Genomic DNA, 20,474 nt, shown 5'->3' on the forward strand with positions numbered 1-20,474 from the left:
GGGACTGAAGATGTGAACAAAATGCGAACGGATTTGTGAAGAATTTTTGAATGGGGAAAGTAATGTGAGAAAAGTCACATTGAATATGTAGCTTCTTTTTTATAATGAAGGCAAATAAAAAAACGAAAGCTTACTAAGCATTGCAGCAGAAAAGAAGGGATATAGATGCACGAGAACATGAAAGATTCTTTAAAGCGGCCACTTCAAGATTTACGCATTTCAGTTATTGATCGTTGTAATTTTAGGTGCACATATTGTATGCCTGCTGAAGTGTTCGGACCTGATTATGCTTTTTTACAGGAAGAGTGTTTATTAACGTTTGATGAAATAGAAAGGTTAGCGAGATTATTTATAAGTATGGGAGTTAATAAAATTAGGCTTACTGGCGGTGAACCTTTATTGCGTAAAGACTTACCGAAGTTAATTGCAAGACTTGCAAAGCTAGAAGGCTTAAAAGATATTGGGCTCACAACAAACGGAATTCATTTAGCAAAACAAGCTAAGGCGCTAAAAGAAGCAGGATTAAAGCGTGTAAATATTAGTTTAGATGCAATAGAGGATCGTGTCTTCCAAAAAATTAATGGAAGACATGTAAGTACGAAACCTGTACTGAAAGGAATTGAAGCAGCGAAGGAAGCTGGATTAGAAGTAAAGGTAAATATGGTTGTAAAAAAAGGGATGAATGATAGTCAAATTCTTCCTATGGCTCAGTATTTTAAAGAACAAGAAATACAGTTACGTTTCATTGAGTTTATGGATGTAGGCAGTACGAACGGATGGAACTTTGAACAAGTCGTTACGAAGGAACAATTAATAGAGAAAATTAATCGTGTATATCCAATTGAACCTGTTAAACCTCGTTACTTTGGAGAAGTTGCGAAATTGTATCGATATGTAGGAAGCGATGCCGAAGTTGGATTTATTACTTCAGTATCTGAGTCATTTTGTTCTTCTTGTACGAGAGCCCGTATTTCGGCAGACGGCAAGTTTTATACGTGCTTATTTGTAGAAAAAGGAACGGATTTACGATCGCTTCTTCGAGAAAATATTTCGGATGCCTCACTACTAAAAATTCTCCAATATACATGGGAGTATAGAACAGATCAATATTCAGATGAAAGAACGGCGGAAAGTACAAATAAACGTCAAAAAGTTGAGATGTCTTACATTGGTGGATAGCGAAAGGAGGATTCCTTATGCAAGAGCGATATTCAAGACAAGTATTGTTTTCTGGAATAGGTGAAATGGGACAAAGGAAAATAAGGGAAAAGCATGTGCTCTTAATTGGTGCGGGGGCGCTAGGAGCTGCAAATGCAGAAGCGCTCGTTCGGATGGGAATTGGGAAATTGACAATTGCCGATCGTGACTATGTCGAATGGAGTAATTTACAGCGGCAACAGTTATATACAGAAGAAGATGCAAAACAATGCAAACCAAAAGCAATTGCAGCGGCAGAACATGTAAGAAAGATTAATTCAGAGGTGGAAATTGTACCAGTTGTAACGGATGTCACAATGAAAGAAATGGAAGAGTTAACGAAAGAAGTGGATCTCATATTAGATGCGACTGACAACTTTGATACGCGTCTACTTATAAATGATATTTCACAAAAAGAAAATATACCTTGGATATACGGTGGATGCATTGGAAGTTACGGTGTAACGTACACAATTCTTCCAGGAAAAACACCATGTTTTCGCTGCTTAATGGATCATCCGATGGGCGGTGCAACATGTGATACAGCCGGAATCATTCAACCAGCTGTACAGATGGTTGTTGCTCACCAAGTGACAGAAGCGATGAAAATATTGGTGGATGATTTCGAGACGCTACGAGGAACAATGTTATCATTTGATATTTGGAACAATCAATTTCTCTCATTAAAAGTAAATAAACAGAAAAAAAGTACATGTCCATCTTGCGGAAATACACGTACGTACCCAAGTTTAACATTTGAATCACAGGTGAAAACGGAGGTGCTATGCGGACGGAATACAGTTCAAATCCGTCCAGGAATAAAGAGAGTTCTAAATTTAAACGAAATTAAAAAAAGATTACAAAAAATTGTACATGTCCAAAAAACGCCGTACTTACTATCATTTCTAATTGATGAATATCGTTTCGTTTTATTTACAGACGGTAGGGCATTTGTTCATGGGACAAATGATGTGAAAATAGGAAAACGATTGTACGCAAAATATATAGGATGAACAGAAAGAAAGTTTCTCCTTATTAAAACGAGGTGAAAAAGAATGTTAGAAAAACGTATACCAATTCCAGTGGCAGAAGCAGTTGCGCGTGTAATGGAATATGCTTACCAAGGTGAAATAGAAAAGGTTTCTCTTATAGAAAGCTACGGTAGAACACTTGGAAAAGATGTTATTGCAGATCATGATGTCCCGCATTTCAATCGCTCTCCATACGACGGATTTGCGATTCGAGCAGAAGATACAAAAGAAGCCAGTAGCAGTAATCCCATTCAGTTTGAAGTGATTGGTGAAATTGGAGCAGGTTTTGTCTTTACAGAAGAAGTGAAAGCATTTCAAGCTGTCCGTATTATGACAGGAGCCGCAATTCCGAGAGGGTGTAATGCAGTTGTTATGTTAGAACTAACGGAAGGATTTGAAAAAAATGAAAGGACTTATATGACATTAAAACGCTGTTTCGCAGCTGGTGATAACATTTCCTTTAAAGGTGAAGATGTAAAACAAAATACTATCCTTGTGAAAAAAGGGACTGTTATTAATCCTGGAGTTGCAGCACTTCTTGCTACGTTTGGTTATAGTTCCGTACATGTTGTAAAACAGCCGATTATTGGAATAGTAACGACGGGTAGCGAACTGCTTGAAGTACATGAACAATTAAAGCCAGGGAAGATTCGAAATAGTAACTCCTATATGATAGCAGCGCAAATTGAACGAGCGGGCGGAGTTGTACGGTATTATGGACAATTCGTTGACGATTTTGAGACGTGTTATAACAATGTAAAAAAGGCGATAAAAGAAGTTGATATTTTAATTACGACTGGTGGCGTTTCAGTAGGAGACTATGACTATTTGCCTGCTATTTATGAGAGATTACAAGCTAATGTACTTTTTAACAAAATAGCGATGCGACCAGGAAGTGTGACAACTGTAGCTGAGGTAGAAGGAAAACTACTATTTGGTTTATCTGGTAATCCTTCAGCTTGTTATGTCGGTTGTGAATTATATGTTAGACCAGTCATTGGAACATACTTGCATAGAAAAGATTCGCACGTATTTCGTGCAGAGGCAATTTTACAAAAAGACTTTCCGAAAGCAAATCCGTTTACTCGATTTGTAAGAGGGAGAGTAGAAATTGTAGATGGTCAATTGCAAGTTACACCAGTTGGTTTAGATAAATCTAGCGCAATTTCTTCACTTGCAGAAGCGAATGCATTTATCGTTTTGCCAGGGGGAACGAGAGGATTTAAAGCTGGAATTACTGTTTCGGTACTGTTATTAGAATCAACCAACGGAAGTGAATGGCCATGGAAAGAATTGTTTCGTTCATACAAATAATAGAAAAATAGGTTGCTAATTTATACAAAGATAAGAGGTGCGAAATGACACATACGTATTATGAAGTAATTGATACACCTATATCAATTGAAGAAGTGACAAACAAAGTAATTCGGCGTGAGTGTGGTGCGGTTACTACTTTTATTGGCACTGTTAGAGAATTTACGAAAGGCCGACGTACGCTTTATTTAGAGTATGTAGCTTATAAAACAATGGCGGAGAAACAGCTTGAGAGAATTGGTACCGAAGTAGGAGAGAAATGGCCTGGAACATATGTGGCAATTACACATCGCATTGGTACGTTACAAATTTCTGATTTGGCTGTTGTCGTTGCTGTTGCTACATCGCATCGGAAAGCTGCTTATGAGGCGAATGAATATATTATGGAACGTATAAAACAAATTGTTCCGATATGGAAAAAAGAGTTTTGGGAAGATAGTGAGTCGTGGATAGGCGATCAGTTAGAGAAAACAGCATATGGTAATGGCGAGCCTGGAAAGGAGATGAGAAATTGATTGAAGTACTATTATTTGCACATTTACAAGAAGAAGTAAGTAAGCCAGCATTACACATAGATTGTGAAAATATTACAGTCGCGAAGCTGAAGGAAGTTCTGATTAAGGAATATAATGTAGCAATTTCAAACGAGATTATGGTCGCAATAAATGAAGAATACGCAAATGAGGATGACATCATTCAAACTGGTGATGTCGTAGCAATGATTCCGCCAGTAAGTGGTGGTTGATTCTTTTCAGCCTAATCATGTAAGAACGTGATTAGGCTGGAGGGAATGAATATAACTACGTATACATAGGAGGGAACAGGATGAAAAGTCCTAATTTTCAATTAAGTTTACAAACTTCTAATCTAATTATCGGTTTTATGGTGTGGGTTATTTTATCATCATTAATGCCCTATATTAAAGTGGATATCCCATTAACTGCGGGACAAATTTCTATGGTAACAGCAGTACCCGTTATTTTAGGTTCTGTTCTTCGCATTCCAATTGGTTATTGGACAAATCGTTTCGGAGCAAGAAAATTATTCTTTATTAGTTTTATTCTATTATTATTTCCTGTTTTTTATATTAGTGTTGCCAATTCTATGATGGATTTAATTATTGGTGGATTATTTGTAGGAATCGGTGGTGCTGTATTCTCTGTAGGAGTAACTTCTTTACCAAAATACTTTCCAAAAGAGAGTCACGGTTTTGTAAATGGTATTTACGGTGTCGGTAACGCTGGAACAGCAATTACTTCATTTTTAGCGCCTGTTATCGCAACTTCAGTTGGCTGGAGAACGACAGTACAATGTTATTTAGTTTTACTTGCAGCGTTTGCACTTATGAACTTTTTATTAGGTGATCGTAAAGAGAAAAAAGTGAATACACCACTAATGGAACAAATAAAAGGTGTATATAAAAATGAGAAACTTTGGTTTTTATGTATCTTTTACTTTTTAACTTTCGGATCATTTGTTGCATTTACAGTATATTTACCAAACTTTTTAGTATCTCATTTCGGATTAGAGAAAGTAGATGCAGGTATACGGACAGCCGGATTCATCGTACTCGCAACAATTATGCGTCCGATTGGTGGTTGGCTCGGTGATAAGTTTAATCCATTTAAAATATTAATCTTCGTATTTATCGGTTTAACACTTTCAGGTATTATTTTATCATTTATGCCTAGCATGAACGTATATACATTTGGTTGCCTACTTGTCGCATTTTGTGCAGGTATCGGTAATGGTACAATCTTCAAGCTCGTTCCAATGTACTTCTCAGAACAAGCTGGTATTGTAAATGGGCTCGTTTCAGCTTTAGGCGGACTTGGAGGATTCTTCCCGCCACTAATTTTAACATTACTGTTCCAACTAACAGGTCATTATGCAATTGGGTTTATGGCGTTATCAGAAGTCGCACTTGCTTGTTTAATCATTACAGTATGGATGTATAGTCAAGAAAAGCTGTTAGTGATGTTAAAGAATCATTAATAAAGAAAAAGAGCCGTCCCAAAGTATTTTGGGATGGTTCTTTTAGTAATAGGCTTCAACATGTTTTCTATTGATATCTTAACGAACGTTTGTTTTCTAAAATAATGTGGTTTTAAAATGAAAAACAGAAGAGTAATGGGATTTTATGTTAAAATATAGATATCAGATGTTATTCAATTAAAGGGCAGGTTAGTTCAAGCACAAAGATTAAACTAATTTTTAGAAAGCAAATATTTAATTGAATTGGGGTGTTTAGATGAAAAAGTTATATAAGTCCACTCAAGATAAACAAGTATCAGGTGTGTTAGGTGGCTTAAGTGACAAGTATGGAATTGATGTTAGTATCCTTCGCATAGTAACTGCATTATCAGCCTTTTTTACTAGCGGATTTACAGTGTTAATTTATATAATAGCTGCAATTGTTTTGCCTACAGATAAAGAAATTAAGGGATAAATGTATGACCTTAAATCTAATTCTACAATCGAGAACTCAGTTTTTTGTCTATTGAAAGTTTCCAAAGTAAAAGAAACAGTACGATTGTTATAAGACTGAAATGAATAAACGAAACATCTTCATAAAACATTCGGAATATATCGAGAATGAAAACAATAACTTTTGAATTAAACGATATGACTATTGATCGCTAATAAATCGATTAATAGTCACTCCTTTCTAAAGAATATCTATCAATCTATATCAAGAAATATAAAAATTGAAATTCCTCGGAATTTTAAAAAACATATGACGGTATCTATAACAAGAAAAAACTTCATATTTTATTAGAACCAGCTTTTTGATAAGGCTAATGGGTATTGTGAAAAAGTATACTTAAACTAAAGAATACAGTTCAGTTCGATAAGATAAAATTATAAATTTCTATAAATAATCCATAATTTTCTTTATGGCTCATATTTGTTATGTTAAAGAAAAGAGAGGGGGGGGAATAAAATAAGTGTTTTTTCTGATTATTGAGAACTGAATGTGTTTTCCGATGAATTAAATGTGGTCCATATGTAGTAAAGTGTTTAATCCAACTAAAATATATGTAGAATGAGGTTGTAAATGTTTGTTTTTATTATATTAGACGTAATATTACCGATATTAATATTGATGCTAATTGGTGCAATCTTACAAAGAAAGTTTCAATTTGACTTAAAGCAACTATCTACACTTATTACTTATTGCTTGATGCCTGCGGCTGTATTTGTGAATATATATGATATTCGTATAGAAATAGATTTGTTGCTCCAGATAATATACTATTTAATGCTTTACAGTCTAAGTCTGATCATAGTAAGTCATTTTATTTCAAAAATATTAAAGTTAGAAAAAGGAGAAAGTGCAGCTCTAAAAAATAGCATTTCGTTAATGAATTCCGGTAATTATGGATTACCAGTAAGTCAATTGATTTTCAGTCACAATCCAGTGGGGGTTTCCATTCAGATTTTCATTGTTATTTTCCAGAATCTTTTAACCTATTCATATGGAATATATAACTTACTATCAGCAACAAAAACAATCGGAGGTATTATTCAATCATTTCTAAGACTGCCTGTATTTCATGCGCTCGTATTAGGGATTCTCTTTCAATCTTTTACAATTCAATTACCTAATTCTATCTTGCTACCTCTTAATCAGCTTGCGAATGGTTTTGTTGCAATAGCACTCATATTGCTAGGGGCGCAATTATCCAACATTAAGCTTAAATTTTTCCATCGAGTCATAACATGGGCTTTAATTGGAAGGTTACTGATGGGGCCATTAGTAGCACTTACCATGATCTACCTACTAAAGATTGATGGTATTGTTGCACAATCATTATTTATTGCAAGTTCTTTTCCTACTTCAAGAAATACAGCAACCATTGCTATGGAGTATCAAATAGAGCCTGAACTACATGCGCAAATCGTTTTATTTTCAACACTTTTTAGTATTGTTACAGTAACTGTCGTTATTTATTTGTCATATATTTTGTTTTGAATTTACATGCAAAAACGAATAGATTTGAGGTGGCGAGTGATGGAAGGGGATTGATATGAGAAAAAGCAGTCTTTCATATATTAGGTGTCGTTTACAATTGTATCATGTCTGATAATTAAGCGGTTTAATTCAAAAAAGGAAACCAAAACCAAAAGAACAAACGCTTCTAAAAAACGTTCGTCCAAAGGTAATTACTATTTTAGCTAAGAAATAGATTATAATTTGTGAGTACGAGAAAGCTTTTTTATAAGAGTAGGAAAAATAGATGTTAGTTCCTGCTTCATACGCTTCGTAAAAGATGGATCTTTACCTGAAGTTGAAATCGTTACAACATATTCACCATTTCGGATGACACCCGGTGTGTGAAACGATGATTCTGTACCGTCACTTACAACGTTAACCCATTGAAAATCATGGGCGGCCTGTTTGACCATCATATTTACAGCATGTTGATTTGTAGCTGCATAAATAAGATGAGCATCTTTAATATCATCATTACTAAAAGTTTTTTGCTTCCAAGTAATATAAGGAAGTTCCTTCATTTCCTTGCAAATTTCTGGGCTGACAACGGTGACAAAAGCGCCTGTATCTTTTAATCTAGACGCTTTTCGATATGCGATTTTACCTCCACCAATGATAACGACCACTTTATTATGTAGATTAAACATAAGAGGGTACATGTTATACATACACATATTCCTCCATTCGTTCTAACAATGTTAATTTCATATATGTATCAAACTGAAGACAGTTACAAGTTGTAACGTGATCGTATTTTTTTGTATGCAACTTAATTTTTTGAAGCAATAATCCAGTAAAGAGAAGGTACGGCATGACATATACATGAGATGCAGTCGATGTTATAGTCTTGAGCTCAGCAGTAAAAGAGGGCGTTCCTTTCGTTAAAAAGGAGCACGATACTGGTATACTGAGTTTTTGTTCGACAGCTACTCCAATTTGCTGTAACTCATGTATGGGCTGGGGGTCACTACTACCTCTTCCTACGAGTAAAATACTACTATTTTGCATTGGCATAGCTTCACGTATTCTTTTCACTACAAGTTCAACCATATGCGGATGCGTACTAAAAGGTGGTACAACTGAAAATGTTATATGTGGATATTGCTTTTGCATTTGTTCTATCTCAAAAGGAATATCACATTTATAGTGAGCTGCTGCAAATAATAAAACAGGTACAATCATTATTTCAGTTGCTCCCTCTAGTATCGTTTCTGTAACTGCATCCGAAATGGTAGGTGTCGTTAGTTCTAGAAAAGCTATTTTTTGAATTCTTTCGTTACGTTCTTTCATAACAGATTGAATAAAGTGAATGAATTGTTCGTTACCTTCTTGTAACCGGCTCCCGTGTCCAACATATACAATTCCTTTCATTGTCTTACCATATCTTTTTTCATAAGAGTTTCTTGTAATTGATGATCTACGTTATGAAACCCGACTTTATTTGCATAGTGTAAAGTTGGAACGTCGGTATACGAGAATGGGAGAGTAACAATATCGATAAAGCCAAGACGTTTTACTTCTGCTAGAAACGTATCAATAGAAGCGCGTCCTTCAAATACAATGCTATCCCATAAGAATTCTGAAAGCATACGAGAATGGACTTCATCGAAGCGATGATCAATTGTATACTTATGAGTCATCATATAGGAGCCGGCACCAATTTTCTCTTGAATAAAAGCAATCCGATTAATATTTCTGCCTAAATAAACAGTTGTATCGGAAGAGAACTTTGCTTCTTTACTTAGTAGGCCATATTGCATAAGTTTTTCTTGAGTGGCAACGTTCATGTGTTGCAGCTCTGCCTGTAAAGAACGAATATCTTTCTGGTATTTACTACATGATTGCATCAAAATTTCTACACTTTTAGCTGAACAAAAAACAAGGCGATCAACGTTAAAAATTTCATTGATTTGTTCAAGTGTTAATGTATATTCTTCCTTTTTGAAAGTTGGAATTTGATATATTTCTGCACCAGCTTCTTGTAACCTTTGCTTCATTACACTTGTTTTATTTGTTGCGGATGTAAATAAAACTTTTTTACCATGTAATGGTTTACGTTCTTTCCAAGCGATTTGATTACGTAAGGAAACGACATCACCAACAATTGTCATAGAAGGGTTAGAAATATTTTCATTTTTGACGATAGAAACAATGGTAGATAGTGTCCCTGTGACAACGCGCTGTTTACCAGTTGTACCCCATTCAATGACTGCTACTGGCGTATCTTCTTTCTTTCCTGCTTGTCGTAAGTTTTCGCAAATTGTAGGTAAGTTTTTTATACCCATGTAGTAGGCAATCGTATCGCTATTGTGAGATGAATTATATTTTCCATGATCGGTTAAAGGACCTTTTGCATGTCCGGTTAGTAAAGTAACGCTATTACTGTAGTTACGGTGGGTAAGGGGGATACCTGCATAGCTACTAGCGGCGATGCTAGATGTAATGCCTGGTACAATTTCATATGGAATATTTGCTGCTGCTAAAGTTTCTGCTTCTTCACCAACACGGCCAAAAATAGATGGATCTCCGCCTTTTAATCGGACAACAATTTTTCCCTCTTTTGCAAATTGAAGAAGGTGTGCGTTAATCATTTCTTGTCGCATAATATGATTCTTTGGCATTTTTCCGCAATACATAAGTTCACATGTTTGTTTTGTATAGCTAAGAAAGAAAGGGTTTAGTAAACGGTCATATAAAACAATATCTGCACGTTTTAAACACTCTATCGCTTTCTTTGTAATAAGCCCTTCATCACCTGGTCCTGCACCAACTAAATATACATATCCGTTCATATAATTGCACCTCATCTAGTTTTATTTAAAAGGAAGCCAGGGGGGAGGCTTCCTTTTGTAAATTACATATATATATAAATGTCACCATCAATGACTTCTACTTCGTACGTTTGAATACAACCGTCATCAGGTTGTTGAACTTCACCTGTTAGTAATGAAATCTTCCAATCATGCAGTGGACAAAAGACGAATTCACCAGATACAATTCCTTCTGCTAACGGTCCGTTTTTATGAGGACAACGATTTTCTACAGCTCGAATATCACCATTTGAAAGGCGGAATAGGGCGATAGACATACCTTTCATTTGTACCTCTTTACCGATTTGAATAGGAAGATCTTCTGCACGCATAACTTTTATTTTTTCTTTCGTTTGTATCATATAGATCACAGCTCCTTATTTCACAGTTTCTACTTCATACATCCCTTTTAATGATTTTGTTTCTAGTGCTTGTCCCCAAGCTTCTTTATATGTGCCACGAGCTGTTTGGAAACGTTCATTTAACTTAGTGACGATATTTACATCTTGCAGTATTTCTTTTATGTGATCGAAGCCTAATCGTTCTGTCCAGTAGGCAGTACGCTCTCCGTAAATACCAGTTTCACGATAATATTGCATGTAAGCTGTAGCGATGCGAAGAACATCATCATCAGTAGGGACAATCATTACAAAATCAGCTTTACGTACTTCTGTACCACCATTTCCACCAATATAAAGTTGATATCCATTTTCGACACAAACAACGCCAAAATCTTTCGTAAGTACTTCCGCACAGTTACGCGGACAGCCCGTTACACCCATCTTCATTTTATGAGGTGTATCTACCATTTCTAAGGATTGTTCAAGGAGCATACCAAGTCCTAATGAATCTTTCGTACCGAAACGGCAGAAACGAGAGCCAACACATGATTTTACATTACGAAGAGATTTTGAATACGCATATCCAGAAGTCATATTTAAGTCAGCCCATACGTTAGGTAAATCTTGTTTCTTAACACCGTATAAGCCAATTCGACTTGCACCGGTAATTTTCACAAGTGGAACATTATACTTTTTCGCAACTTCAGCAATTTTCATTAAATCATCTGCTGTTGTAACGCCTCCGTACATACGTGGAATAACAGAGAATGTACCATCGTGCTGGATGTTACCATTCATTCTTTCATTAACGAAACGGGAGGCTTTATCATCTTCATATTCTTCTGGAATCGCCATACGTAAATAGTAGTTCAAAGCAGGACGACATTTCGAACAGCCATCTTCATGTACAAAACCAAGAACATTTCGTACTTCTTTTGGTGATTTTAAGCCTTTTTCATGAATTGCCGCTACGACTTCATCACGTGATAAAGGTGTACATCCGCACATACCAGCAGACTGGGCTGAGGCATCAAAAGCATCTCCGAGTGTATGAGATAAAACTTGTTCTACAAGTGGACGACATTTACCACATGACCCTGCGGCTTTCGTACAGCCTTTAACTTCTTCAAAAGTCGTTAACTCTTGTTCTAAAATGGCATGTACGATTGTTCCTTTCGTAACACCATTACATCCACAAATTGTGTCATCCGCACTCATTGTAGCAACATCAAGTTCACTTTCTTCACCAGCTTTGTGAAGAATGGACGCTGGTGTATATTCTTGTATATCTTCTTCTTTCTTTAACATGCTAAAGAGGCGTGTACCATCAGCTGTGTCACCATATAAAACGATACCGACGACTTTATTGTCACGAATTAATACTTTTTTATAGGAACGTTTGCATTCATTAAAGATGGATATTGCTTTCGTTTGATCATCTTCATAAATTTGGCCTGCAGAGAATAAATCACAACCAGCAACTTTTAATTGCGTACCGACGATACTGCCCGAATATCCATCAGTTTGTAAATTTGTTATATGTTTTGCTAATATTGCACCTTGTTCATAAAGAGGGGCAACAAGTCCATATGCGATACCGTCATGTTCTGCACATTCGCCAACTGCATAAATGGACTCATCGTTTGTTAGCATATAGTCATTGACTACAATGCCGCGATTGACAATTAAACCAGCATCTCTTGCTATTTGCGTATTTGGTCGGATTCCGACAGCCATTACGATTAAATCACAATCTACAACTTCACCATCTTCAAATTGAATGCCCTCAACATGGTTTGTACCAAGAATTTTTACAGTTTTCTTTTCCATTAGAAACTTCATGCCTTGTGCTTCTAGATCTTCACGCAGTAGAGAAGCTGCTTTCGTATCTAGTTGTTGCTCCATTAAGCTAGGCATTAAATGAACAACATGTACGTCCATTCCTAAGTCAATAAGACCTCTTGCTGCTTCTAAACCAAGTAATCCACCACCAATGACAACGGCCTTTTTCTTTTCTTTAGCAGTATCCATCATAAACTGTGTATCTTCAATAGTTCGAAAACCTGTTACACCAGGAAGAGTGGAACCTTCAACCGGTAAAATAAAAGCACTAGAACCTGTTGCAATAATAAGTTTGTCATATGTAAGAGTACGATTCTTTTCTGTAATAATAACTTTTTCTTCTCGGTCAATACTTTGGACTCTTTCATTTGTATACAAAGTTATTTCGTTTTCTTCATACCAACTGTATTCATTCATAATGATATCTTGTATATTTGTTTTACCTTGTAAAACATGAGAGAGCATAATGCGATTATAGTTTGGGTGTGGTTCATCTCCAAAAATAGTAATCTCATATGAATCACAATCATGTTTTAATATTTCTTCCATACAACGTATGCCAGCCATACCATTTCCGATCATAACTAAACGTTTTTTCATTTTCGTTTCCCCTTTTTATGTGAAATGTTGAACAAAGGATTATATTTTTATTATAGAAAATCAAGAAAGGGGGAGATGTGATATTTATCACATTTTTATAATGATTCACAAATTGTTAAAATTCGGATTTATGTGAGGGTGATGTGGATAGGTTTCGCAAAATGAAAAAGCAGGACATCAGTATGTATACTCATGTCCTGCACTTTATTTACGCTCTCGTAATGGCACGTGGAAATAAAATATTATTTTCTAAATGAATGTGCTCAAATAAATCAGACTCTAACGCTTCAAGGCGATTGTAAACAAGTCGATAAGTGCCGCAAGCTCCTTCTGGAGGAGTAAAGTCATGTGTAACTTTACGAAGCTCTTTAATAATGTTGCCAGCGTGGTTATGTTCATTTTCTAGTTCATCTACTACTTTACGTAACTTTGCATAGTTTTCATCAGTTGGATTTTTTTCAAATTCTAAAATTAATGGGAAATCTTCTGTTTCTTCTTTAATTAAATGCTGTTCTAATTCCATTTTAAGTTCATGAAATAGCTTATGAATCTTAGCTAAATGCGGCTGATTTGCTCCATGAACACGTAATACTTTCGTCACATAAGGACTTAACTGTGGTAACTCTTCATTTAAATAACGATGATGCTTATGAATTACATAATCAATCAATTCACGATAAGAAGCATTTTTCCAATCAATTTCAGATTCATTTAATCGTTTCGTATTATGATAAAGCGTATTTAACTCTGTAATTACTTCAGTAGCTGATAAATTTCTTTCATGAATTGCATCAATAAGTGGCTTATTACCGCCACAACAAAAATCTATTCTATAGGATTTAAAAAGATCACTAGCTTTCGGAAACTGTGTAACAATCTCACCGACAATAGAAGTTTCAGTAAATGTATGTTCCATATGAATGCCTCCATAAAGTTTAAATGTAATATCTAAATTAAGAATAGCGATAAATGAAAAACAACGTGGTGATTGAAATCACTTATTATGTGTCTGATTTGAGAATAATAGGATTATTCTTCAACAGAGGACATTATAGAAAAGATGGCGAAGAATTTTGGGATAGGAAGTATATCTTTTATAGGAGGTTTTTATGGAATATGTTTATCATATGGTACCAGAAGAACTAAAAGGAGAATATTTAATCCTATTAAATGAATTGAAAAGGGTATATCCAAATTTATATCGTGAGTATATACAAAAATATAAAGATCATACTCAAAGAGAGAACTTATTAACACGTAAAATACCAAAACTAGAATGTTTATGGAATGATGTCGTGCATTTTTTACCACTGCATCCTTATGAGATTTATAAAGTATTGTTGGAAATAGGAGTAAACATTCATACAAATAAATTGTTTTATAAAATTCCTATTAGCGCATTGAAGGGTCAGTGTATGGCAATATACAAGTACTCAAAGCACAATTGGGGTGGAGCAAATAGCGAATTAAAAGAATGTGAAATAGAATTCATCAATTTTAATGAATATAAAGAATTAAAGCAATTAAATACCTGCACCAAAGAATATTATAGAGATGAATACAAAAATAGTAGAAGATTTGGGATGTTTCACTTAATTCCACATGTTCTTGTCAAAGGGAAAGTGGAGGTGAAAAATATTGAAATCATTAATTGGAGTATTGCTCCAGTTAATGGTTAATAGTACAAGTATTTAAAAAATAAGATGCCATTTTGAATTGATATAGGGCTTAAAAGAATGGAAGAGTAATTAGATCTTATACGTAATAATAAAAAAGAAGCTTACTAGAAGCTTCTTTTTTATTGCTATTTTTCACATGCGACTCCATCGCCATCACGATCAAGATGTGAGGCATAACCTGGTTGTCCTTTATATAGGGGAGCTTTCCCAGCAGCTCTAACTGCGGCACAATTTTTGTAGTATGCATTACTAGTATTTCCAGCAGCAGGTTGTGTTTGAGCTTGCTGTGCTTTTTTCTGTTCCTCTTGTTGTTTACGAGCTTGTTCATTAGCTTGGCGTTTTTGCTCTTCTTGTTGTTTACGGGCTTGTTCATCAGCAAGACGTTTTTGTTCTTCTTGCTGTTTACGAGCTTGTTCATCAGCTTGGCGTATTTGTTCTTCTTGTTGTTTACGAGCCTGTTCATCAGCCTGGCGTTTTTGTTCCTCTTGTTGTTTACGAGTTTGTTCATCAGCAAGACGTTTTTGTTCTTCTTGTTGTTTACGAGCTTGTTCATCAGCCTGACGTTTTTCATCCTCTTGCTTACGAGCTTGTTCCTCGGCTTGACGCTTCTCATCTTCTTGCTTTTGAGCTTTTTCGTCCGCTTCTTTCTTTTCTAGTTCTTTTTTCTTCTTGCTCTCTTTTTCTTCTGCATTGTTAGAAGTAACTTTTTTACTAGTTGCTGTCGTTTTTTCAGAAGAAGGAGCTGAAATACTTGAGAGTGCAACAAAAATGACAAATAAAATAGCTGTGATAATAAATTGTTTTTTTGCTACACCTGTCTTTTTAATTACAGATAAGATTGCTAGTACGAGGAAGAAAACAAATAAAACAAAACTTAAAATAGAAAAAAATTCAACAATTGGGTTATTAGCAGTCTCAGCACTAGTTATTATTAATACAATCGAAATCATAAAAAGAATAACGGCAGGACGACCATACTGTTTTGCTTTTCCATTTTTCTTGAAAAACGAGATGATACATAGAATGAAAAGAATAAAAGCAATTAAAAATAAAGCTGTACCAATATTACTCAAAATCGCCATTTGTATACCTCCATTTGTAAGATTTTCATTGCTAATTATATAGGGATTTATGGGGTATTACACGATTTATATAAAATTAGTAGTTTTAATAGACTGATAAACATTTATTTGAATATAGGGGAAAATGGATGAATTTCCTAGTACATTTTTGAATAAAATCCATAAAGTATAATATATAGATTGAGAGGAGGGAATTTGAATGGAATTTCAATTGTTAGTGAATTGTGTGTTACAAGAAGGTAATGCTTACTTTCTAGTAACGAAGGTAGACGATGTAATTACTTTGAAAGTACCGATTACAGCGGGAGTAGCAGGTTTATTCTTAGCTTTCGGTGTACCAAGATGTTCTTAATTTAAATCTCTGCAGTAGAAAGGGGAGGACAAGCCTCTTTCTACTATTACATAATAATTTTATGTAAACTAAAATTATATTTTATTAATAGCACATTTAAAATGGACATGCATATACTATAATGTTTTTTAAGTTATGAAAATTAAAGAGGTGCTATTATATATGAAAAGAAGGACATTTGATATTCCAGTTACATTGCGAAGAGAGTGGTTTTTAATAGAATTAGCCCATTTAACGAAGAAATATGGAATTGAAATTGCAACTAGCAAAATGGAAGCTGCACCGTTTTTAAGAGATCAAGTTACGGAATCAAAAATAGGGTCAGGGCTCCAATACGATAAATATGATGATGAGTATATAATTGAAAATTAAAGGATAAGAGCAAAACAAATTTCTTTATAACAAAATATAAAATAAAGCAGATTCTAAATATGGAATCTGCTTTATTATGAAATACTTTTAGTCAACTAACCTCTTTCTAGTGTTTTTCCTACATATTTCACTTGCGTTATTCCAAAAGATTCACGAAGAATGCGAGCATAATCTTTTAATTCTATTGGACGTTTATTTTTGGTGCCTTTAAAGGTTTCTGTATAATTTTTATTTGTTAATGATATGTGACCATAATTAGTTAATTTACAAGTGATAGCTCCTTTATTAAAAGGAGATTCTTTATGTTCTACAATGATTTTCTGGATATTATTAACCTTTTTCTCATCTATTGGATTTAAAGTGAAGGCATAGCCTATTTTCCATTCATCTGAAGGTTCAGATTGCAAGAAATTTGTAGATTCCCCGTTAGCTCCTTTTCTCATTTCTAAAATGTGTGTACCTTTTCGGGTAATTCGTTTGCGAATTCGATATTCACCCGTTTGAGAAGAGATGACTTTTCCGTTAAAAGGGACTGGATGTAAAGGTAGATGAGAGGCAAAACCGGCGTCTATAACATAATCTTTATTATTATGATGTAATATGATAATGACATGACCATCATCGGGTTTCCATTTATTATCATAAAGGTCATAAACAGTACCAGCTACTTTATATACTTGAAATCCACAATCCATTAAAAAGTAATACAATAAGGAGTTTAATTCATAACAAAGACCGCCTCGTTTTTGAATAAGTAACTTTTCTATTAAGTTATTTTTTGAGATGTTTTTAATAGTACCAGCCATAATATCGAGATTTTCATAGGGGAGAATCAATCCCATTTTTAAGAGAATTGCATCTAAATCATCAAATGTTATTTCTTTTGCAGGAATTTTTAATCGTTTAAAAAACTCCTTTTGTAAATCGGTCATCATAAAGCATTCTCCTTTCTTTTTACAGAATTTTCTTCTGCTCACCGATAGGTTAGTACTTTTAAAAGTTTAATTCAAGTCTGCGAAAATTATCATAATATATGTTTCTGGAAATATTAGTATCTATTCATAAAATTCAGTTTAATATTTAATGATAGGAAAGTCTTACAATATTAGCTTCTATTTTGTTTAGTTTGTATTTAATTAAATAAAAGCACATATATTCATTAACTTTTTTTATAACTAGCTGGTAATAAAGTGTTTTTTTACTAAAGTTTTTTCAAGATTTGTATGCTTTATATAAACAATAATAATTGGGGGATATTAGATTCAGTAAAGTTAACAATTGTTGAGAAACTTTTTTGTAGCATTCACTCAAAAGGAAGAGATAGAAACAAAGAGAATAACGTGTGTTAAGGAAGAAGGGGGACTAGTAATCTCTTAAGAATAGGGACAGGGTCTTGTTTAAGTACAAAGATTATCTAGTATTAAGAGAGAAGATAAAAAATATTACAACGAGCACCTTCTTTCAAAAAAAGTGGGGGGAGTAACATGCGATTGATGAGAAGATGTGTTGCCGTACTAATTGTATTTTTTATCATGGTTCCAATGATTAGCACAAATGTGCGAGCAGAAGTTGTAAAAGAGCTTAAAACAGGCTTTCCAGATCAAGAAGTCTTTACACCAGGAGAATGGTTTTTAGGTCAAAAACCTGCTAATTATGATGAAAGTAAGCCTCCAATTCTCTTTGTGCAAGGAAGGAATGGTAATGCTGATAGTTGGTATGGAAAGACAGTATATCACGATATGAATGATATGTATGACTATGCTTTGAAAGCAGGCTATCAAACAGTATTTATACAATTATATGATGCTGCTGGGAAAGGGTCAGCTAGTCAGTGGGATAACGGAAAATTGTTAGCACAAAAATTAGAAGAAATATATAATCATTTCGGTAAAAAAGTTAATATTGTAGCACATAGTAAAGGTGGTATCGATACACAAGCTGCATTAGTAGAATATGGGGCAAATCGATTTGTCGGAAATGTTATTACACTTGCGACGCCACATCATGGATCAAACTTAGCGGATTTATCATATAGTTGGTGGGCAGGATGGCTTGCTTCTATATTAGGTCAAAAAGATGATGGTACGTATTCATTACAAATGGGCGAAATGGCAAAATTTCGTTCAACGATTGATAATAATCCAGCAGCTAAATTAAACCGTTATTATACAGTTACTGGGACTAGCTGGGGCCCTGTATTTTCGGCGTTATCAATGGGTGGATTATATTTGTCATCATACGGTTCAAATGATGGACTAGTAAATGAGTGGAGTGCTAAGCTGCCGTATGGAACGCATTTATTTACAGATTCTAGATTTGATCATGATAATATACGAAAAGGATCTGCTGTGTTCTCACGAATTGAACCGTATTTACGTACAGCAAATGTACCGGTTCCAGCTTTAGTAGCATCCAGCACTAGTTCAAATGAAAATATAGAACAATTAAATACAACTTCAAATCAAAGCATTTTAGGAGGGGAATTGCCACAAAATCAGTGGATAGAGCAAACTGTTGCGGTTGATAAAAAGGCAGAAGGAATTGTTTCTATATTAACTGCTTCGTCGGATGTAGAAGTACAAATGATATCACCAAAAGGAAAAGTGTATACAAATAAAGATAGTGTTATAACTACTGGTGAAGATGAATCTTTCTTTGGTGGCGCGACAATTAAAACATTTAAATTTGATAAAATGGATGTAGGAGAATGGAAAGTTAAAATGATGGCGAAGCAGTCGAAAGATGCATATTTAGTTGTAAGCGATTACAAGAATAGCGCACCATTTGTTCTTCAAATGCCTACAAAAGTAAAAGCAAATAAATCTGAGTATAAACTGAAAAAATCACCTATGGCACCTGAAATGAAAGGAAATCTTTCCATAACAGTAAGAGTCGTGAATAAAGAAGGGAAACTAGTCTCTGAATATAATGAATTACAAAATGTGAATAACAATACATTTACTGGTGCTTTGAAGGACATAAAGCAACCAGGAGTATATAACGTTACGATGGATATAAAAGGGATGAATAAAGAAGGACAACCATATAATCGTACAATCGTTAAGTCGGTTTATGTGGAGAAATAAGAAAGAATGAGAAAAAAGTACCGAATTTTTGTAGTAGAAGAGCTCGGTACTTTTTTCATGTTTATTAGATTAACAGAAAGGTATAATGGGAATTTTTGAAGGCACAAAGGTTAAGTATTTGGTAGAGAATTCTTGAAATGTAGTAGGGATGCTTTTTAAATTGTAATTGCACCTGCAAAAGTAAAACGAGTATCTTCAGTTACAATGATGTGATTGTTTAAGTGAATTTATATCTTTTAAATATTTGTATATATAAGGTTTGGAGTCGTTGACCTTTATTTACGTAGCACGGCAGGAAGAAGAGAAAAAGTATCGAATGAATGTACATATGTAGTATTGTTTGCTTTTGGTGTGAATAGTAGTAAAAGATACGTTGAAATATTTTATACGGTAACAAAAGAGCGATTAAATAATAGAGGGAGCAACTTACATGGAAAATATATTAAAGGTATCTTCAAAATCAAAACCAAATTCAGTGGCAGGTGCAATTGCAGGTGTACTAAGAACAAGTGGAAATGTAGAAATTCAAGCGATTGGAGCTGGTTCATTAAACCAAGCGATTAAAGCAATTGCAATCGCAAGAGGATTTGTTGCTCCAGGTGGTATCGATTTAGCCTTCGTTCCAGCATTTCAAGAGGTTACTATTAATGATCAAGAAAGAACGGCGATTAAATTGATTATAGGTCCTAGGAAGAAACGTTCTTAAAAAGAGTATTGATAAGTGGGATTTGAAAAAACTGATAGATAAAGTAATAAAAAGACCACTCTCAT

Annotated in this window: 21 protein-coding genes; 13 read left to right on the forward strand and 8 right to left on the reverse strand. The window is 34.5% G+C overall.

Features of this window, described 5'->3' with window-relative positions; translation table 11 throughout:
* Positions 1-165: 165 nt before the first annotated feature.
* The 8 genes from moaA (at position 166) to MR147_RS02955 (ending at position 7,518) form a co-directional block, all read left to right on the forward strand.
* Positions 166-1,179, forward strand: coding sequence for a GTP 3',8-cyclase MoaA (gene moaA / locus MR147_RS02920; protein ID WP_074606043.1), 1,014 nt, complete (start codon positions 166-168; stop codon positions 1,177-1,179).
* Positions 1,180-1,196: 17 nt separating this feature from the next.
* Positions 1,197-2,210 (forward strand): molybdopterin-synthase adenylyltransferase MoeB, encoded by a 1,014-nt coding sequence (locus MR147_RS02925; RefSeq protein WP_001158136.1) that lies wholly within the window; start codon positions 1,197-1,199, stop codon positions 2,208-2,210.
* A gap of 42 nt (positions 2,211-2,252) precedes the next feature.
* A complete protein-coding gene (locus MR147_RS02930) occupies positions 2,253-3,542 on the forward strand; it encodes a molybdopterin molybdotransferase MoeA (RefSeq protein ID WP_074606047.1) in 1,290 nt (429 codons plus the stop codon).
* Between the two features lie 44 nt (positions 3,543-3,586).
* Positions 3,587-4,057, forward strand: a complete 471-nt coding sequence (locus MR147_RS02935; protein WP_074606049.1) for a molybdenum cofactor biosynthesis protein MoaE — start codon at positions 3,587-3,589, stop codon at positions 4,055-4,057.
* Entirely contained in the window at positions 4,054-4,287 is a 234-nt protein-coding gene (gene moaD, locus MR147_RS02940; protein WP_000573674.1) for a molybdopterin converting factor subunit 1, read from the forward strand. The genes MR147_RS02935 and moaD overlap by 4 nt, the downstream gene beginning before the upstream one ends.
* A gap of 80 nt (positions 4,288-4,367) precedes the next feature.
* Positions 4,368-5,537, forward strand: coding sequence for a nitrate transporter NarK (narK, locus tag MR147_RS02945; RefSeq protein ID WP_000841850.1), 1,170 nt, complete (start codon positions 4,368-4,370; stop codon positions 5,535-5,537).
* A 256-nt stretch (positions 5,538-5,793) separates the two neighbouring features.
* Positions 5,794-5,991 carry a PspC domain-containing protein gene (locus MR147_RS02950; protein WP_000737852.1) on the forward strand — a complete coding sequence of 66 codons (198 nt, stop codon included), beginning with the start codon at positions 5,794-5,796 and terminating at the stop codon, positions 5,989-5,991.
* Between the two features lie 609 nt (positions 5,992-6,600).
* A complete protein-coding gene (locus tag MR147_RS02955) occupies positions 6,601-7,518 on the forward strand; it encodes an AEC family transporter (RefSeq protein ID WP_000497478.1) in 918 nt (305 codons plus the stop codon).
* A gap of 215 nt (positions 7,519-7,733) precedes the next feature.
* Here MR147_RS02955 and MR147_RS02960 read toward each other — a convergent pair whose 3' ends face one another.
* The 6 genes from MR147_RS02960 to ric form a co-directional block, all read right to left on the reverse strand.
* Positions 7,734-8,207, reverse strand: coding sequence for a precorrin-2 dehydrogenase (locus MR147_RS02960; protein ID WP_242303623.1), 474 nt, complete (start codon positions 8,205-8,207; stop codon positions 7,734-7,736).
* Entirely contained in the window at positions 8,200-8,910 is a 711-nt protein-coding gene (locus tag MR147_RS02965; RefSeq protein WP_242303624.1) for a sirohydrochlorin chelatase, read from the reverse strand. Before MR147_RS02965 ends, MR147_RS02960 begins: the two co-directional genes overlap by 8 nt.
* Positions 8,907-10,331, reverse strand: coding sequence for a uroporphyrin-III C-methyltransferase (locus tag MR147_RS02970; protein WP_074606057.1), 1,425 nt, complete (start codon positions 10,329-10,331; stop codon positions 8,907-8,909). The genes MR147_RS02965 and MR147_RS02970 overlap by 4 nt, the downstream gene beginning before the upstream one ends.
* A 62-nt stretch (positions 10,332-10,393) precedes the next feature.
* Positions 10,394-10,711, reverse strand: a complete 318-nt coding sequence (nirD, locus tag MR147_RS02975) for a nitrite reductase small subunit NirD (RefSeq protein ID WP_074606059.1) — start codon at positions 10,709-10,711, stop codon at positions 10,394-10,396.
* A gap of 15 nt (positions 10,712-10,726) precedes the next feature.
* On the reverse strand, positions 10,727-13,132 hold the full coding sequence (nirB, locus tag MR147_RS02980; RefSeq protein ID WP_242303625.1) for an NADPH-nitrite reductase large subunit: 2,406 nt from the start codon (positions 13,130-13,132) through the stop codon (positions 10,727-10,729).
* Between the two features lie 208 nt (positions 13,133-13,340).
* Positions 13,341-14,048: an iron-sulfur cluster repair di-iron protein gene (gene ric / locus MR147_RS02985; protein WP_074541289.1), complete on the reverse strand. Its 708-nt coding sequence runs from the start codon at positions 14,046-14,048 to the stop codon at positions 13,341-13,343.
* 193 nt (positions 14,049-14,241) lie between these two features.
* Here ric and MR147_RS02990 point away from each other — a divergent pair, with 193 nt between their 5' ends.
* Positions 14,242-14,811 (forward strand): group-specific protein, encoded by a 570-nt coding sequence (locus MR147_RS02990; RefSeq protein ID WP_242303626.1) that lies wholly within the window; start codon positions 14,242-14,244, stop codon positions 14,809-14,811.
* A 125-nt stretch (positions 14,812-14,936) separates the two neighbouring features.
* Here the strand turns inward: MR147_RS02990 and MR147_RS02995 are convergent, their stop codons facing one another.
* Complete coding sequence (locus tag MR147_RS02995) at positions 14,937-15,893, reverse strand: excalibur calcium-binding domain-containing protein (protein ID WP_242303627.1); 957 nt, start codon at positions 15,891-15,893, stop codon at positions 14,937-14,939.
* Between the two features lie 199 nt (positions 15,894-16,092).
* On the opposite strand from MR147_RS02995, the gene exsG reads away from it, so the two are divergent.
* The gene (gene exsG, locus MR147_RS03000; RefSeq protein WP_000395675.1) at positions 16,093-16,245 is read left to right on the forward strand and encodes an exosporium protein ExsG; all 153 of its coding nucleotides are present in this window, start codon (positions 16,093-16,095) and stop codon (positions 16,243-16,245) included.
* 162 nt (positions 16,246-16,407) lie between these two features.
* The gene (locus MR147_RS03005; RefSeq protein ID WP_000830253.1) at positions 16,408-16,617 is read left to right on the forward strand and encodes a hypothetical protein; all 210 of its coding nucleotides are present in this window, start codon (positions 16,408-16,410) and stop codon (positions 16,615-16,617) included.
* Between the two features lie 95 nt (positions 16,618-16,712).
* Here the strand turns inward: MR147_RS03005 and MR147_RS03010 are convergent, their stop codons facing one another.
* Positions 16,713-17,552 carry an arylamine N-acetyltransferase family protein gene (locus MR147_RS03010; protein ID WP_000988051.1) on the reverse strand — a complete coding sequence of 280 codons (840 nt, stop codon included), beginning with the start codon at positions 17,550-17,552 and terminating at the stop codon, positions 16,713-16,715.
* 549 nt (positions 17,553-18,101) lie between these two features.
* On the opposite strand from MR147_RS03010, the gene MR147_RS03015 reads away from it, so the two are divergent.
* Together MR147_RS03015 and spoVS are read left to right on the forward strand one after the other, a co-directional pair.
* Positions 18,102-19,703: a lipase family alpha/beta hydrolase gene (locus tag MR147_RS03015; RefSeq protein WP_242303628.1), complete on the forward strand. Its 1,602-nt coding sequence runs from the start codon at positions 18,102-18,104 to the stop codon at positions 19,701-19,703.
* Positions 19,704-20,133: 430 nt separating this feature from the next.
* Entirely contained in the window at positions 20,134-20,409 is a 276-nt protein-coding gene (spoVS, locus tag MR147_RS03020; protein ID WP_000427791.1) for a stage V sporulation protein SpoVS, read from the forward strand.
* The last annotated feature ends 65 nt before the right edge of the window (positions 20,410-20,474 follow it).

This window comes from Bacillus cereus group sp. BfR-BA-01350 (assembly GCF_022663775.1).
Classification (GTDB): Bacteria; Bacillota; Bacilli; order Bacillales; family Bacillaceae_G; genus Bacillus_A; species Bacillus_A paranthracis.